This window comes from Paenibacillus jilunlii, assembly GCF_900102965.1.
GTDB classification, from domain to species: domain Bacteria; phylum Bacillota; class Bacilli; order Paenibacillales; family Paenibacillaceae; genus Paenibacillus_AQ; species Paenibacillus_AQ jilunlii.
This window is the reverse complement of the sequence record NZ_FNGM01000001.1, coordinates 571,200-586,817: the sequence shown is the minus strand read 5'-3', so window position 1 is coordinate 586,817 and position 15,618 is coordinate 571,200. Positions and strand designations below refer to the sequence as shown.

Genomic DNA, 15,618 nt, shown 5'->3' with positions numbered 1-15,618 from the left:
CACTTATGTTCCTTACAGATACTTATTTGTTCACATGATTCACAGACAAACGGAGGATCGTCTCATGAGGCAAAATGACGCGCGGATTCTCAACCGTTTCCTTCTTCATCAGCTTCGTCAGGAGTCTCATTGCTACCGCGCCAAGATCGTACATGGGCTGCGCTACAGTTGTCAGCAAAGGACGGACCATAGAGGCCATGCGGATGTTGTCGACACTGATGATCGAGAAGTCATCCGGAACCTTCAGGCCTTCATCCTGAATACTGTGAATGGCGCCAATCGCCATTTCATCGGTTGCCGCAAATACAGCTGTCGGCTTCTTCTTCAGCCCCAGGAAGTACTTCATGGCTTCGACACCGGATTCGTAACGATAGTTCCCGATGCGGACCAAATCCTCCTGATACTCAATGCCTGCTGCTTCCAGAGCTTTCTTGTACCCCTGGAAACGGGCATAGCCATTGGCAGGGTCCTGCAGCGTTCCGCTGATCATGGCAATTTCGCGGTGTCCGTGGCGGATAAGTGTGTTCACGGCATCGAACGCCGCCGTCTCATGATCGATATCCACAGACGGGTAGGTTCCATTCTCATCACGCGTTGCGCAGAGTACAATTGGAACTGCAGACGTTTGGAAGGCTTGAATGTGCTCTTCTGTTACGGTTCCACCCATGAACAGCAGCCCGTCCACCTGCTTCTCCAAAAGCGTGTTAATGACACGTATTTCCTTCTCTTTGCGCTTATCCGCGTTACACAAAATAATGTTATAATGGTACATGTTGGCAATATCTTCGATCCCGCGCGCAATTTCTGCAAAAATCGAGTTCGAGATATCGGGGATAACAACCCCAACGGTTGTTGTTTTCTTGCTGGCGAGACCTCTCGCCACGGCGTTTGGACGATAGCCCAAACGTTCAATCGCTTCAAAAACTTTCTTCCGGGTCTGCGGTTTCACGTTCGGGTTATTGTTCACAACCCGTGATACCGTAGCCATAGATACGCCTGCTTCTCGAGCTACATCGTAAATGGTTACCGTCAAATTACTCTCTCCATTGCGATAAATTTTATCGTTCGACTAATTAAAATTATGATACGACACTTTGTACAATTGTGCAATGATAACGCTTCATTTTCCTTTCAAAATTTCTTTCAAGGGCTGAGAACGCTATCGTGATGCGGGAAAATACGCTCCTGCTGCTCCATTGTCCTCCTAATGATTTCCAGCCTGAACATGCCGGATTCATAGGTTTGTCTAACCTGCTTCTATCGTATCAAAAAGCGCGTGAAAAATCCAACATTCGTGAAAGATTTTCATTAATTTTGCAGAAAAAATTTCAGTATCCGCTTTATTTCGCCTTTATTTTGCGCTTTCCGCCGGCTGAACTGTCAATTGCGACAGTCTGGTTCCAGTTTCATCCATCCATTTATGGTCGTTTAGATCCACTGCCAACCGGTATACATCCAGCAGCAGGTCAATCCGCCCCTGTATCGCACCCCGGATTGTTTCCTCCAACTCGGCCATCCTCCCGGCATACAACCCCTTAGCAAAGGTTTCCTTGAGGACACTGGCCCATTCATTTCTGTCAGCAAACGAAATATGCCGCTCGGACGGCGTTTCTCCAAGTTCGTGAATCAGCTTGCCCAGATCGCTTTTAATGCATGACAGAGGCTCATAGCGTCCACACTCCCCGCAGGTATAGACAGGGACATGCGTAATTTTTATCTTTGCACTGTAGATTAACGTATGCATATGTATGGTCATGATGCCGCCGCAGCTGCAAGACGTCTTTAATAAATAATCTTTGTACATCTCCCACACCTCAGATTTAATTTGTAAAATCCCTGAACTGCATCATCCATAAAAACACGAAACTCACCTGTTCAACCCCTATATTCGACCTGCTTCCCCTCAATCCCTGCCGATTTGCATAAAATGATTTATTTGGTAATTCAACTAAGGATTTCAATCCGCCGGATGACTTCATATTTCAAATTTGCTAGAATATACTGAAGGCTAGATTCTTGAAGGGAGCTGCAGAACATGAGACTAACCGGCAAAAAGGTTATAGCATTGGTAGACGACGAATTCGAGGATTTAGAGCTGTGGTATCCGGTGTACCGCGTCAGAGAGGAAGGGGCCGAGGTCCATCTGGCCGGGCTGGAAAAAGATAAAACCTATGTGGGCAAATACGGGGTTCCGGCTAAAGCTGAGTATTCCTGGGATGAGCTGGACGCCGCCGATTATGACGGCATACTCGTTCCGGGCGGCTGGGCTCCCGATAAAATCCGCCGTTATAGCGCGGTGCTGAAGCTTGTACAGGATTTTAACGCGGCGAAGAAGCCGATTGGGCAAATCTGCCATGCCGGCTGGGTGCTGATCTCTGCAAAAATATTGAATGGAGTCACGGTTACCTCCACCCCAGGTATCCGTGATGATATGGAGAATGCCGGGGCGGTCTGGAAGGATGAGGCTGTCGTAACCGATGGACATATCATCTCCGCCCGCCGTCCGCCGGATCTGCCGCCTTATGGCAAAGCTTTCTGCGATGCGTTGGCGGGAGAGTAGTCCGGAGAATAAGCGGAATCACAGTATATAAAAGCCCTGCCCTTTCTACTGTACGAAGGGCAGGGCTTTTTGTGTTCCAATGTTATGGCGTGCGCCAACGGTATTCTGTGCTCCTACGCTATTTGCGGATGAAGAGGGAAACGTTTTCCTTGATCGGATTTGAGTAGCTGTTGATCTTAAAGGTTAGCGGCTGAGGCAAAGTTTGACTGCCTAGATTAATATAATATAGGGTAGGACTGTTTTCCTGAGTTATATCCACTTTGTGCGAATACAGGCTGATGTCATCATAATTAATTGTGTGCGCTATCCCCTTGCCATCTGTAAACCGCTCATCCAAAATCATATTTACGTCGTAGGATGCACTAACCTTTTGAACAGGTGGATAAAGCTCTAAAAGCATTGTGCGCTTGCCCCTGCCGGTTGTACTTATGGACACCTTGAGACGGTCATCGGGACTTTTGATAATCTGCTGCTTGCCGGTATCAATGATGAGCTCTGTTGCGTCCTTGTCAATTGCTTGGATTCCGTCAATTTTAAGCTCCAGCGGCTCATTGGAGGTATTGTCGTTATCAAATAATATTATCTGCCTGCCGACCAGACCATAACTGCGTTTGGAATAAAGCCCTGTAAAGTCATTGCCGCTGCCTAACATCAGCCGTGGCGAGATCAACCCGAAGATTTCCTTGGTGTTGTGCTCATCCTGCCCTGTTTCCAGGTAGATGCCGGTTGCAGCGATATAAGCCGTCTTTATTTCAATGCTCTGGCCTGCTATGACCAGACTTTTATTAATCTGGAGCGTGTTTCCGGTTTTAGCTAAAGACGCTTTATCGGGCACGATCGGCACAGATAGACTGGCCACTGCCTGCTCAGACTTGACATACAGATTATTGGATTCGCCTTCTCTGAAAATCTCTGTGTTCACAAACAATTGCTCTGGCAATTTCGTATATTCGTCATCCCACAAAATCTGCTCGTATCCGCGCGTTATACCCCGCTTGGCATTTTGAACAATCCCTGGTACATTCCAGCCTGCCAATTTATTCTTTTCATTAATCAAGGATACTCTAAAATTTTGCGAATTCTCCATCGTATTGTTCTGTAGAGTATACAAGACTATAATCCCTTTCTGATCAGCTGCGATACCATTTACAGTCAGCACAAACCCGTTTTGCTCCACCGAAGTGCTGTTCACCCGCTGTATCAAGCCTGCATCCAGTGCCGAGGTGACCGTTAAATTGCTGCCGACAGCTGTACGGAACACCTCAAATTCGCCCCAATCATGCGCTGAGCTAAGCGTAGCTTGGGCATCCTTACTGCGCAGCTCCATATGATCGGCGAACCGGGGAAATGCAAACAACAACACGATAGCCAGAACAGCAAGTCCTCCTATAGTAAAGTGTATGCCTGTGTGTTTCCGGCGGTGTTTTGTATCGTATACTCCGTTCCGGATGGCCACTGCCAATTTGAACTCAGACACCTCCGAAGCCTCCCGCGACACTTCGTTGAAGTACTCCTTCAGCAGTCTCTCTTCACTCTGCATCATACTCCAGCCCCCCTCTCAGCTTCATTTTGTGGCGCAGCTGCTTCAGTCCCTTGTTCAGCCAGGTTTTGACCGTCCCCTCCGGCCGGTCCAGCACCTCGGCGATTTCAGGAAGCGTCATATCCCGGTAATACTTCAGCACCAGCACCTGGCGGTATTTCAGCTTCACCCCATCCAATGCCTGCTCCATATCCAGCTTGCGGTCACTGGTCATCTCCATGATCCCGCTGCTGCTGCAGCTGTCCGCACGGCCCGGCGCAAGCCGCTTCCTGCGCTTCAGCTCATCCTTGCAGCAGTTGACCAGAATGCGGGTCATCCAGGGGGCAAACCGGCCGGTGTCCTTCAGGCTTTTTCGTTTGGACCATGCCCGGTATGTAGCTTCCTGCAGCACTTCAAGCGCATCCGGTTCGTTTCTCAGGTAACTGTACGCTATCCCGTATAGGATTTTTTTCTGCTCAGAGACCTGCCGGATAAACAGCTGCTCTTCTCCATCCGCAGTATGTGCCCATTCCCCTTCCAAAAGCTTCTCCATTCTCTGACTTCTCCCCCTCCTCGTTCTTTATTGAACTTCTATGTATACTGACTCCATTGGGCGGGAAACGGTTTTACTTTTTTTGGGGGAGACAGCAAAAATAGCCCCACTAAGTGGGGCCTTCCCTGTGAAGCTTGCTCACTTCACGATCCATCCGCCAGGGATGCGGACAGGTTGTCCGTTATTGGAGCGGATCAGACAATTTCTAATTCCTTCTGCAATTCCCTGCTCAGTAAAGGGGCCAGTTGTTTCGGGCTGTCCGGGCCAGTTTACGAGCTTTTGCCCTTCACCTCTGCACCTGTTCCAAGCGGAATCCCGCTCCGCCGTGCAAAAGCCGTCAGTATTTCTTCCGTCTCCGTACTCGTCCGGTGCCGGAAACAGGACTTGGCCGTTTCACTGGCTTCGGAAGCCAGCGTGTTCAGTGCGCGGTGCTTCACCTTCAAGAGCGCCTGCGGCGACATGCTGAGGTCACTGATGCCCATCTCCAGCCAGAGCGGCAGGGACCGCTCATCAGCCGCCATCTCCCCGCATACACTGATATCGATGCCCACACGCCGTGCCGCATCCACGGTCATCCGGATCATCCGCAGCACTCCCGGATGGTAGGGATGATACATATGCGCAATCTGTTCATTCATACGGTCAACTGCCAGCACATACTGGACCAGATCGTTAGTACCGATGCTGAAAAAGTCAACCTCCTCCGCGAGCAGATCCGCAATCATTACCGCTGCCGGAACCTCGATCATAATCCCTACAGGAATATTCCGGTTGTACGGAATCCCCTGCTGGTCGAGTTCTTCCTTGACCTCGTTCAGCACTGCTTTGGCAGCCTGCACTTCCTCTACGGAAGAGATCATCGGGAACATCATTTTTATATTTCCGTAATGGCTGGCCCGCAGGATCGCGGTCATCTGGGTTTTGAACATGTCTTTTCGGTCTAGACTGATGCGGATCGCCCGGTAGCCAAGGAAGGGATTCTGCTCTTCAGGAAGCTGGAAATAATCCAAATGCTTGTCTCCCCCGATATCCAGCGTGCGGATGACGACGGTTTCGTTCCCTACTTTTTCCGCTACCAGCTTATAGACCTCGAACTGCTCCTCTTCCGTCGGGAATGAACTGCGGTCCATGTACAAGAATTCGGTCCGGAACAGCCCGACGCCTTGAGCCCCGTACTTGAGCGCCATGTCCAGCTCCTTCACGGAACTGATATTGCCGGCCAGCCGCAGCTGCACGCCGTCCTTGGTTACAGCATCCACTGTGGCGAGGAGCTCCAGCTGCTCTTTTTTGCGCTGCTGCTTCGCCCGTCTGGAGGTATACTCTTTCAGCGTCAGTTCATCCGGATAGAGCTGAATCACCCCGGTTTCTCCATCCATCACCAGCAGGTCCCCAGTCTGAATCGGTGTCAGGATTTTGTTCTCCAGTCCTGCTACCAGCGGTATCCCCAGCGCCCGGGCCATGATCGAGGAATGGGAGGTTTTGCCGCCCATCATGGTTACGATGCCGAGCACATAGGTTGGATTCAAGTGGGCCAGCTGTGAAGGCGACAGCTCTTTGGCCACAAGAATATAAGGCTGCGTATCAGAGGGCAGTGTAACCTCCGGCGCACCCAGAAGATGCTTCAGCAGACGGTTGCCGACATCCTTGATATCCACCGCCCGCTCCTTCATATATTCATCGTCCAGCAGGTCGAACATTGCGACAAAATGATCGATGGCCTCTTTGACCGCCACCTCTGCCGCTTTATATTGCCGCTCGATAATGCCGCGGATTTCACTCATGAACACCGGATCATCCAGAATCGCCAGATGGGCGTCAAAGATGCTCGATTCCTCCGGCCCGACCACCTCACGGAATTCTCTTTTGATAAATTCAATCTCATCCTTTGAGGTGCGGATCCCTTCGTATAAACGCTCGAACTCCTTGGCCAGATCCACCGGGTTCACTTGTGTATCCGGCAGGCTCCATTCCCAGTTCGGCAAGACAAAGGCCTTCCCGATGGCTACACCTGCTGCTGCGCCTATGCCTTGTATCATGCTTCAACCCCTCCAACATTGCTTTCATGTAAGACCACGGACATCACAGAGGACTGCCCCTTTTTAACATTTTTGAATGGAGCATAGCTCCAGGATTTCACACGGTCCGGGTTCGTAATCACCATTGGTGTCGCCAGTGAAGGTGCATGATCACGCAAATAGGTCAGATCAAATCTCACCAGTAGCTGCCCCGGCTCCACACTGTCCCCTTCCTGCACAAGCGCCTCAAACGGCCCTTTAAGCTGTGAAGTATCGATCCCGATATGCATAAGCACCTCCAGCCCCTCCGGCGTAGAAATGCCCACTGCGTGCATTGTAGGGTATACGTGCATGACCTTGCCGAAGACCGGCGAGACGAGCTCTCCCTTTTCCGGGAAAAATGCTACCCCGTCGCCCACCAGCTTCGCGGCAAAAATATGGTCCGGCACTTCTTCAATCGGCATCATCCGGCCCTGAATCGGCGAACTGAACAGCACCTGTGGCAGATCGCGGAGCAGCAGCTTGTTGATCTCCTCCCGGATCAGCTCGGAATATGTCCCGAACACGACCTGGACATTCCCCCCGCCCAGCTTAATGATGCCGGCAGAGCCAAGTCCCTTCAGTGCCCCGGTGTCGATATACCGGTCATTGTGCACTGTTAATCTCAGCCGTGTGATGCAGGCCTGTACCTGCACGATGTTTTCCTTCCCGCCCAGCGCTTCCAGGATCAGCGGAGCCTGATAAGGAATATTGCCTGCCCAGTCGCCCAGCTCCGAGCCTTCCTCGCGTCCCGGTGTTGGAATCTGGAAGCGGCGGATCGCCCAGCGGAACACATTATAATAAACAATGCCATAGCCGATGCCGATTGGAATCAGCAGCCAAGCCCGCTGCGACAGATGCATATTGAGGAAAAAGTCAATCGCCCCCGCCGAGTAGGAGAAGCCGTGATGGATGCCCAGCGCATAGGTCAGCACCATCGCCAGACCGGACATGACCACATGCAGCGCGAACAAATACGGCGAAGCGAACAGAAAAGCAAACTCAATCTGCTCCGAGACACCAGTCAGGAAGCAGACCATGGCGGCGCGCAAAAACGTCTTCTTGATCTTCGGCTTCAAATCCTCGCGCGCTTCCTGAATAATGGCAAACGCAATCGCCGGCAGCGCGAACATCATAATCGGAAACAGACCAGCCATAAAGATGCCCGCTGTAGGGTCTCCGGCAAAAAAACGCGGCAAATCCCCCTGCACGACTGCACTGCCGTCAGGTGTCGTAAAGGTTCCCAGCTGAAACCAGAACACATTATTGAGAATATGGTGCAGGCCAAACGCCGTCAGTACTCTGTATAACACTCCGTACACAAATACGCCATATCCGCCAGTTGCCTGTATATCACGGAACAGGATGTCGAGTCCATGCTGCAGCACAGGCGACAGTCCAAGCATCACCCAGGCGAACAAGGCAGAGAACAGACCCATGAACAGCAATACAAAACGCGACCCTCCAAAAAACTGGATCGCCTCCGGCAGCTTGATATTTTTGAACCGGTTATGCGCCACACCGGCGACAATTCCGAGGATAATTCCGATTAGTGTTGCAGGCTGTACCGCCCCGTCTCCCATGTTGGAAACTATCCGGTCATAAGTAAACATCCCCGCGAGCGCCGCCATTCCCGCCGGTCCGGCCTGATTGGACAACCCCCACGCCACACCGACCGCAAACAAATAAGGCATGAAATAAAAAATCCCTTGCCCCGCGTAAGTAGTCACTTCGGATACCGAAGAAAGTCCCCATGCAGACCACGGCAAACTGCCCAGACTCAGCAAAATAGCCGCCGCCGGCAGCACCATGGTAGGAAGCATAATGGCTCTGCCCAACTGCTGCAAAGATCCGAGCCAATTCAAGGTGACCCTCTCCTTTCTTTCTATATTGAATGGTAAGCGCTGCAGCAGGTTTTGTCAAAAGATTCTGACCGCAATATTACCTTGCAAGTGAGGAATTTTATGTTGAAGGCCTGAGTTGGTGGATGAATGCTGCTTAGTTAGTTTATGGCATGCATAGCTATATGATCCCGAGTAATATTACTGAATTTAGTGCCGATAGGTCATCAGTTATTCTCGCCAGCGGTAGATAGTTTGGAAACTGGGTTCATTCTAGTTAGATACACAATGCGCACTTAGCTGGAGCATGGATCGAGATTTGTTGGAGACTTGTTTCGAGCTTTGATCAAGCTTGATCAAACTTTGGCGGAGCTTTGACGGGGCTTTGACGGAGCTTTGACGAAGCTTAGCTGGGGCCAAGGCGCTTTGCTGTCCGAATCCATTCTAATGTATTTTGTGCAACAGATTAGGGGGCTAGTTGCTCAAATTAGCATTCTGTTGCACTTCATACATTAGATTGTTCGAAAACAGCTCAAAATGAGGAATATTTCTAAATTCTGCTGCACAAAGTGCAATAGAATCACTTTTTAGTGGATAATTAGTAAATTCAATTGCACAAAATGCAATCAAAATACGATGGAGCTGTGGTTAGCGTTAATGCCTCATGATTTCTAAGACTCCATTACCACACTTGATCAGCGGGTATAGGCTTCACTTCATAATACCGAACACCCCGGCCACCTGCTATCGGCTCCAGCAGCCCCTTTGCACTCAGCGATTGCAGCAGCCTGCGCGCCGTCCGAAAATTAATTAGAAAATGACCGGATACATCCTTCGGGCGGATGGGCTTCCCCAGTTGCCAAGCCAGACGGAGCACTTCTTTTTCCTTGGACAAGATATCCTTCACCGCAGTCTTTCTGGCTAAATATGGTGCGAGTGCAAGCTGCAGAAGCATCCGGCATACCTCAGGGCGCTGCTGAATATCATCAAAGGAAAAGTGAAGCATCTTCCACCCCATTCCTGTCAAAAAGGTATCGCGGTTCAGGGCATAGCTGAATTTCTCACGGTCCATGTCCTTTATATGGCTCTGGAAGCCGTCACATTCGATCCCAAAACGGCCGCCGCTCGTGGGCAGGAATGCAAAATCCAAGAATTGTGACTTCCTGTTCCAATCTAATACTTCGTATTCCGGATGCAAATGCTCCAGCGACTCAAACAGCGGCCACCACACATTTTGCAAAAATAGCCTCTCGGCGTAATTGTGTCCCCTCAGCAGCCTTCCTCTCCGCTCACCTGTCCGTTCGCTGCTATGATGCTCGATGAAAATGCTGTGCGCTTCCTCAAACTCCATGTTCATTCCCTCCCCGGCAAAATAAAAAAGAACGCCCCTACCCGAGTACAATTCGGGTATAGGACGTTCTTCGTCTGCTTCTAAGTATAACAACGCCGTCCGGTAAAATCTACTGATCCGGCGAAAATCGCCCGGCCATGCCTACAGCCGTAAGTTCCGCGCCACTACATGGGGAACAAGCGGTGGGGGGCGGGGTTCAGGGTTCCGGCGGCTCGGCCCTTCGCCGACGCGTTCCCCGCTAAGCCCTTACGCCCGGCTGCGGCCCTTCATGGTGATTGCTTCCTCGACCTTGATGCAGCGGTCCATAATTGCGGTCATCCCGTGCTCAGCGGCGATGTCGGCAGCCTCCTGGCTGACGATGCCCTGCTGGAGCCAGAGCACGCGCGCGCCGATGTCAGCGGCTTCCCGGGCGACGTCTGCGCAGTATTCACTGCGGCGGAAGACATTCACAATGTCCACTGGTTCAGGGATTTCTGCCAGCGTATGATAACATTTCTCGCCCAGAATCTCACCGTCTACAGAGGGGTTGACCGGAATAATACGATAACCGCGGCTCTGCATGGCGCCTGCCACCATATAAGAGGTGCGGTCCGTTTTGTCGGAAAGTCCGACTACAGCTATATTGCCTGCAGCAGCAAGAATTTCACCAATCTGCTCCCGGCTCGGGTTCTCAAAGCTCATGTGTATTTCCCCTTTCCATTTATAGTGCCAATGGTGCCCATAGGGACATGGACACTCTACCATACAGCACATAGTTACTTACAAATACATCATACAGCGCAGCGCGAAAAGTTCCAAATTTATGTCTTTATTTAACATCGATGCTTCCTGAATAGCTTTTGGCATACAGAGAATTCCCACCGGCGCCAACGGTTCCATTTACATCCTCATCTGTATCCTTCGTGGTTATGAGATTTGCTAAATGAACGGTTGAATCTCCTTTTGTATTTTCCACGGCCACTTTTAAGCTGGATGGTGCTGTTTTATATACAATCTGAATATCTCCAGTTATGGTTTCAATTCTTTTTTCACCTTTCTCCTCCATCCCATGCAGGACGATTTCACCACTTTTAGAAAACACATTCATTACTGAACTGGTTACGTTTTTAAAATAAAGATCATTCTCTTTGGCGGCTACGTCCATTCTGCCGAATGAGCTGTTGTTTACAGACAGGTCGCCTTCAATTAGATTAAAGTTCGCGGAATCCGCTTCAGTTTGATTAAATTTTACGTTGCCTGCTTGATTTTGAACGATTAAATCATGGGTTGCTAACGCCCGGAAATTCAGATCTCCTTGATGGTTGACCACTGACACTTGTTCTACTGTATTTTTGGGGATGGACAACCTAATGGTTCCCTCTTTCTGAAAAGTAAACGCTGAGAAGGCACCGCCAATTAGTTTATCTTGTTGAATAATGAGCCGATTAGCTCTACGTGTCACTGCAACAGGAGTCTTCTTCTTATCCTTCTGCCTGCCCGTGATGTCTACATGAATTTGATTGTCTGCTGATTCTTCCACTTCAAGATCCCACGAATCATTGATGATGTCTATGCTCTGAATGGCTTCCGGCGGGAAATGTTCCGATATCTCCAGCTTTCTTGATCCCACTTGCGAAGCAATCCCAAGGATTCCTGCCAAGACAACGGCTGCCATTATCCAGTTCCATCTATTTGTCTTCATAACTTATGCAACATCCTTCCGGTCGATATTCCGGTACGATAGATAAGCTACGGTCAAACCTAACACACAGAACACGATAGGCACCCCGATCAATTGAAACATAGATACAGAACAGCTTCCATCTGAAACCGTAGCATTTAGCAGTGTTCCTATGATTACTGAACTAGTTATTGTTGTGGCAGTAGATTTTTTACGCATACCGAAAAATAAAGGGATAAGACTTAAGCCTGCGGTCATCGCTGAAGCGATCAAGACAGCTGGAACAGCCGCCAGCAATTCCCCCCACGACACCGGTGTTTCGAAAAAATGAACGTTCGGATTTAACATGACGGTCACAATCTCAATGAATACTGTAGAAATCACGACACTTGAGAAACAGAAACCAAGAACAAGCAGTAGCTTTGCTTGAATCAGTTTTTTACGCGGTAAGGGATATGAAAATAACAACTGAATGGTTTTATTCTTATATTCTTCAATCACTAACCTGGAAATAATAATGCCCGAAAAAACGACAAAGGTAATGCGGACAAAGATATTGGCCAGTGACATAAAGGCTGTAAAATCCGCAAACATAGGTTCACTCTGTGCATTTGACATCAAAGCCATGCCTGCCACCATTCCAAAAATAATAACCGTACAAACCAGAGCCTTAATAAGGTATCCCGCCAGCTGATTTCTCTGCCATTCAATTTTCATCAGTCTAAGCATGTTGTCTGCCCCCATGAATGAGATTCAGGAAATACTCTTCCAAGTTGCTTTGCTGTGTTTCAATGCTGTTTACAACGATATCATTTAGCACCAGCTCTTTATTAATGACCGATTGCGACACCTCATGCTGATAGACCCGGATCGTTTCTGTATCAACCGCTTCAAAGTTATGCAGGTTTAATTTTTCTTCCAGCACAAGTGCCGCCTGCTTGCTGTTTGCCACTTTTATTTCCAGGTATTCAACATTTTCTTTTCTGATTTCAGTCATCTTAACTTCCCTGATTAGTTGCCCCTGATTAATAATTCCAATCGTATCCGCAATGGATTCAATCTCAGAAACAATATGACTGGAGACTAAAATGGTCATCCCGTACTCCTTCTTCAGCTTCAATAAAAGCATCCGGATATCCTTGATTCCCACCGGGTCCAGACCATTAATCGGCTCATCTAAAATCAATATTTGCCGGCTGGGTAAGAATGGCTCTGGCAATTCCCAGGCGCTGTTTCATCCCAAGGGAAAACTCATTCACTTTTTTATCTTCCACCCCTGTTAAGCCGACTGTCTCCAACACTTCATGGATTCGAGCCTTGCCCTGGAAACGGGCGTAATCACAATGATATCTTAAATTCTCGGCAGCTGTCAGGCGTTCATAAAAAACGGGATATTCAATGATGCTTCCGATATGCTCCAAGTATTGAAAAGACGTTTTGGATACAGGCTGATTCAGAACAATAATCTCACCTGAGGTTGGCTTCACCAAATTAAGGATCATTTTCATAATGGTTGTTTTCCCTGCACCGTTTGGGCCTAAGAATCCGTAGATTTCACCCTTTTTAATACGCATGGTTACCTTTGAGACGATTTCGTTCTTTTGATAAGATTTTGATAATTGATTGATCTGGATCATTGCTTCCATTATTTCTCGCTCCTTATGCAGTGTGGTCTATCTTCCTGCTACGTTTACAGCATAAGGCTATTGCCTTCGATTCAAGAGGGGCATATCATCAACCGTCCCTTAACCTTCATAAACGGTACTCTTATAAAAGAAAAAGAAGCGCTGGCGGCCATTTAAGAAACAGCTTCCAGCACTTCTTATGAATTTTTTATGAATCCTTAAAAAACACTTAATGAAGGAACTCTTTCTGCCTTAAAGCTTCCATCCTTTCAATGGTTTCCTTTTGTAGTCTTCTTGAGACCGAACAGCTTACATCGTGGTCAAACAAGACAAGCTTGTTCTTCTTATCAACGGATCTAATATTAAATAAGTTGACTACAAATGCCCGGTGGCAGCGGAAAAGGCGGTCATCATAACCGGCAATTTCATTTAATTCAGCATAAAAATCAAGAACTTTAGTTTTAGTAATTAACCTTATTTTATGGGCAATTTCTGAAGTTTCGAAATAAAGGATGTCAGAAAAAGGTATTTGAAAGCTGGTGTATTTATTCTCAAATGTAAAGTTATCGGAACTTACCGGAACCGTCCGGCGCGAATCGGCAATGAACAGGCACTCTTCGACTTTTTGAATAAATTCTTCTTCTTCTAAATCCTTTTCAATAAAATCTAAAGCAGCCACCCGGTATGTAAACGTTATTGGCGCTAACTCGGAATGGGTGGTAACAAAAACAATCGTGCCGTAGGGATCTTTTTTTCTAATTTCCTTAGCGACAGCTAGCCCTTTATGCTCTTCATGTTTGATCTGCAGATCAAGAAAATACAGCTGGTGGTCAGCCGCATTTTCAATTTGCGATAATAAATGATCCGGTTTTGCGGTCGAATATAAACTCCGGCAACGGATCTGATGTTTTAACAACAATGTCCGAATGATCCGTTCTAACCGCTGCTGCTGGATCAGGTCATCCTCTAAAATAAATATGTTCATTTCCGTTCCCCAGTCTTTCTTAAGATAAGCGTTTGAGAAAATAAACTAGGGCGGGCTTCCGTTTCAAGGGATACAAATTGATTTTCTTTTAAAATCTGCTGCACATTATATAGTCCCAACCCGCGCCCCTTGCCTTTTGACGAGTATCCGCGTTCCCCCAGCCGCCGTAAACTGAAGTTCTCTCCGCTGCTGTTTTCAATGATAATCCGCTGAGTGGCGGGATCTTCCAATAATACAATCCAAAGCTTCGCTTTTTCCGTCTTAGCTGCTGCTTCTATCGCATTATCCAATAAAATGGAGAGAATCCGGGTAAAAGAAATCAATCCCATCTGAATCAGCTGAATGGGTTCTTCAATTTCTAACGAAACATCTATTTTCATTTGTTGGGCCATTATTATTTTCGCAGCCAGAATACTTTTGACCTCGGATACATGCAGATTTCGCAGCTTGACAAAGCTGTACTCATTCTTACGCATTAGTTGCCCCGTCGGCTTAACGGTTTGTTCAAACACTTGTTTGACTTGCTCCCAATCTTCGCGGTAAATCCCATCCTCCAGAGTCAACAGGATATTAGCATAGTCATGACGAAAGCCTCTGAGCTCATCATACATTTTTTCGAGCTGCGCTGCATAATCCTTCAGCTGTACCAATTGTTCACTTTTAGATTTTTCCATTACTCTTTTTTGAATATGATTGTATTGAAATTGCATATACAGCAAGGCAATGATAAACAGCAACCACATCCCTATCAGTAATGTTCTATGGAATGAACTAAAATCACCAGTTGCATTACCAATGGATAAGATCGGATATACCGAAAGGATAATAATCATTAAAAGGACAATCACCGGAAAAAGAATGACTCTGCTGGATTCCTGCAGAATTTCCTTGTTAAGCTGTGGAACATAGCGGCGTACCGCTCTAAGACCGATTTCATTGATAACGGGCGGTGCCATAGCTGTAAACAGATACGGGAGATAGTTAATATTTGCTGATGATTGTCTAAAGATGAATTCAACCAAACGCGTAAGCGGATCTGCTGCAAGATAGCCTAAAAAAGAATTCATAACCAAAGCATATGCTCCGTAAAAAACACCTAACGCAGTAATGGTTTTATGATTTTTGAAGTAGGATATGCCAATAAAACAGAGAAAGAGCGTAACAGCCCCCCATACGCCGATAAAATATGTAGAAACAAAACCAATCAATACAAACACTGTCAGCCAAATTATGATTTCCCGGATTGTAAAGCGATAGCGTGAAATAGATTGAAAAATAAAAAAGAAGCTTAATATTTGAATGGCCATAATTAGATTAATCATGTTTCGTACCACCAGTCTGCGAGTGAAAAGAATAACACTCTTCAGTCTAACACTAAACTTTTTTTTACAACAGTGGTACGAAAAAAGTTAACCCGACAAAAAACACTAACAAATCGTTGTTAGTGTCGTTGTCTTGCCAAGTATTGAA

The 15,618-nt window shown here is 47.7% G+C and carries 13 protein-coding genes and 1 pseudogene; 1 reads left to right on the top strand and 13 read right to left on the bottom strand.

The annotated features are described in order from the left end of the window. Positions 1-22 precede the first annotated feature (22 nt). The gene (ccpA, locus tag BLQ82_RS02840; protein WP_062524044.1) at positions 23-1,033 is read right to left on the bottom strand and encodes a catabolite control protein A; all 1,011 of its coding nucleotides are present in this window, start codon (positions 1,031-1,033) and stop codon (positions 23-25) included. A gap of 318 nt (positions 1,034-1,351) precedes the next feature. Next, positions 1,352-1,756, bottom strand: coding sequence for a hypothetical protein (locus BLQ82_RS02835; RefSeq protein WP_143013329.1), 405 nt, complete (start codon positions 1,754-1,756; stop codon positions 1,352-1,354). A gap of 279 nt (positions 1,757-2,035) precedes the next feature. On the opposite strand from BLQ82_RS02835, the gene BLQ82_RS02830 reads away from it, so the two are divergent. After that, positions 2,036-2,560 (top strand): type 1 glutamine amidotransferase domain-containing protein, encoded by a 525-nt coding sequence (locus tag BLQ82_RS02830; RefSeq protein ID WP_062524042.1) that lies wholly within the window; start codon positions 2,036-2,038, stop codon positions 2,558-2,560. Positions 2,561-2,678: 118 nt separating this feature from the next. On the opposite strand, the gene BLQ82_RS02825 is transcribed toward BLQ82_RS02830, so the two are convergent. The 11 genes and pseudogenes from BLQ82_RS02825 to BLQ82_RS02775 all read right to left on the bottom strand — a co-directional run bounded on the left by BLQ82_RS02825 (position 2,679) and on the right by BLQ82_RS02775 (position 15,470). Then, positions 2,679-4,103 carry a DUF4179 domain-containing protein gene (locus tag BLQ82_RS02825; RefSeq protein ID WP_062524041.1) on the bottom strand — a complete coding sequence of 475 codons (1,425 nt, stop codon included), beginning with the start codon at positions 4,101-4,103 and terminating at the stop codon, positions 2,679-2,681. Further along, the gene (locus BLQ82_RS02820) at positions 4,090-4,632 is read right to left on the bottom strand and encodes a sigma-70 family RNA polymerase sigma factor (protein WP_062524040.1); all 543 of its coding nucleotides are present in this window, start codon (positions 4,630-4,632) and stop codon (positions 4,090-4,092) included. The genes BLQ82_RS02825 and BLQ82_RS02820 overlap by 14 nt, the downstream gene beginning before the upstream one ends. 269 nt (positions 4,633-4,901) lie before the next feature. Then, positions 4,902-6,668, bottom strand: coding sequence for a phosphoenolpyruvate--protein phosphotransferase (gene ptsP / locus BLQ82_RS02815; protein WP_062524039.1), 1,767 nt, complete (start codon positions 6,666-6,668; stop codon positions 4,902-4,904). Beyond that, the gene (locus tag BLQ82_RS02810; protein ID WP_062524038.1) at positions 6,665-8,551 is read right to left on the bottom strand and encodes a glucose PTS transporter subunit IIA; all 1,887 of its coding nucleotides are present in this window, start codon (positions 8,549-8,551) and stop codon (positions 6,665-6,667) included. Before BLQ82_RS02810 ends, ptsP begins: the two co-directional genes overlap by 4 nt. A gap of 658 nt (positions 8,552-9,209) precedes the next feature. Beyond that, on the bottom strand, positions 9,210-9,878 hold the full coding sequence (locus BLQ82_RS02805) for a hypothetical protein (protein WP_062524037.1): 669 nt from the start codon (positions 9,876-9,878) through the stop codon (positions 9,210-9,212). 246 nt (positions 9,879-10,124) lie between these two features. Then, positions 10,125-10,559, bottom strand: a complete 435-nt coding sequence (locus tag BLQ82_RS02800; protein ID WP_020433036.1) for a CoA-binding protein — start codon at positions 10,557-10,559, stop codon at positions 10,125-10,127. A gap of 127 nt (positions 10,560-10,686) precedes the next feature. Beyond that, positions 10,687-11,559 carry a DUF4097 family beta strand repeat-containing protein gene (locus BLQ82_RS02795; RefSeq protein WP_082722698.1) on the bottom strand — a complete coding sequence of 291 codons (873 nt, stop codon included), beginning with the start codon at positions 11,557-11,559 and terminating at the stop codon, positions 10,687-10,689. Between the two features lie 3 nt (positions 11,560-11,562). Next, positions 11,563-12,267 carry an ABC transporter permease gene (locus BLQ82_RS02790; RefSeq protein WP_062524035.1) on the bottom strand — a complete coding sequence of 235 codons (705 nt, stop codon included), beginning with the start codon at positions 12,265-12,267 and terminating at the stop codon, positions 11,563-11,565. Further along, positions 12,260-13,184: pseudogene (locus tag BLQ82_RS02785) on the bottom strand (ABC transporter ATP-binding protein). Before BLQ82_RS02785 ends, BLQ82_RS02790 begins: the two are co-directional and overlap by 8 nt. A gap of 208 nt (positions 13,185-13,392) precedes the next feature. Next, entirely contained in the window at positions 13,393-14,148 is a 756-nt protein-coding gene (locus tag BLQ82_RS02780) for a response regulator transcription factor (protein ID WP_062524034.1), read from the bottom strand. Further along, complete coding sequence (locus BLQ82_RS02775) at positions 14,145-15,470, bottom strand: sensor histidine kinase (RefSeq protein WP_062524033.1); 1,326 nt, start codon at positions 15,468-15,470, stop codon at positions 14,145-14,147. Before BLQ82_RS02775 ends, BLQ82_RS02780 begins: the two co-directional genes overlap by 4 nt. Positions 15,471-15,618 lie beyond the last annotated feature (148 nt).

Coding starts and splice junctions, on each gene's coding strand:
- BLQ82_RS02830 (WP_062524042.1), top strand. CDS start 2,036: ATGAGACTAACCGGCAAAAAGGTTATAGCATTGGTAGACGACGAATTC.
- BLQ82_RS02800 (WP_020433036.1), bottom strand. CDS start 10,559: ATGAGCTTTGAGAACCCGAGCCGGGAGCAGATTGGTGAAATTCTTGCT.
- BLQ82_RS02790 (WP_062524035.1), bottom strand. CDS start 12,267: ATGCTTAGACTGATGAAAATTGAATGGCAGAGAAATCAGCTGGCGGGA.
- BLQ82_RS02780 (WP_062524034.1), bottom strand. CDS start 14,148: ATGAACATATTTATTTTAGAGGATGACCTGATCCAGCAGCAGCGGTTA.
- ptsP (WP_062524039.1), bottom strand. CDS start 6,668: ATGATACAAGGCATAGGCGCAGCAGCAGGTGTAGCCATCGGGAAGGCC.
- BLQ82_RS02835 (WP_143013329.1), bottom strand. CDS start 1,756: ATGACCATACATATGCATACGTTAATCTACAGTGCAAAGATAAAAATT.
- BLQ82_RS02775 (WP_062524033.1), bottom strand. CDS start 15,470: ATGATTAATCTAATTATGGCCATTCAAATATTAAGCTTCTTTTTTATT.
- BLQ82_RS02805 (WP_062524037.1), bottom strand. CDS start 9,878: ATGGAGTTTGAGGAAGCGCACAGCATTTTCATCGAGCATCATAGCAGC.
- BLQ82_RS02795 (WP_082722698.1), bottom strand. CDS start 11,559: ATGAAGACAAATAGATGGAACTGGATAATGGCAGCCGTTGTCTTGGCA.
- BLQ82_RS02820 (WP_062524040.1), bottom strand. CDS start 4,632: ATGGAGAAGCTTTTGGAAGGGGAATGGGCACATACTGCGGATGGAGAA.
- BLQ82_RS02825 (WP_062524041.1), bottom strand. CDS start 4,103: ATGATGCAGAGTGAAGAGAGACTGCTGAAGGAGTACTTCAACGAAGTG.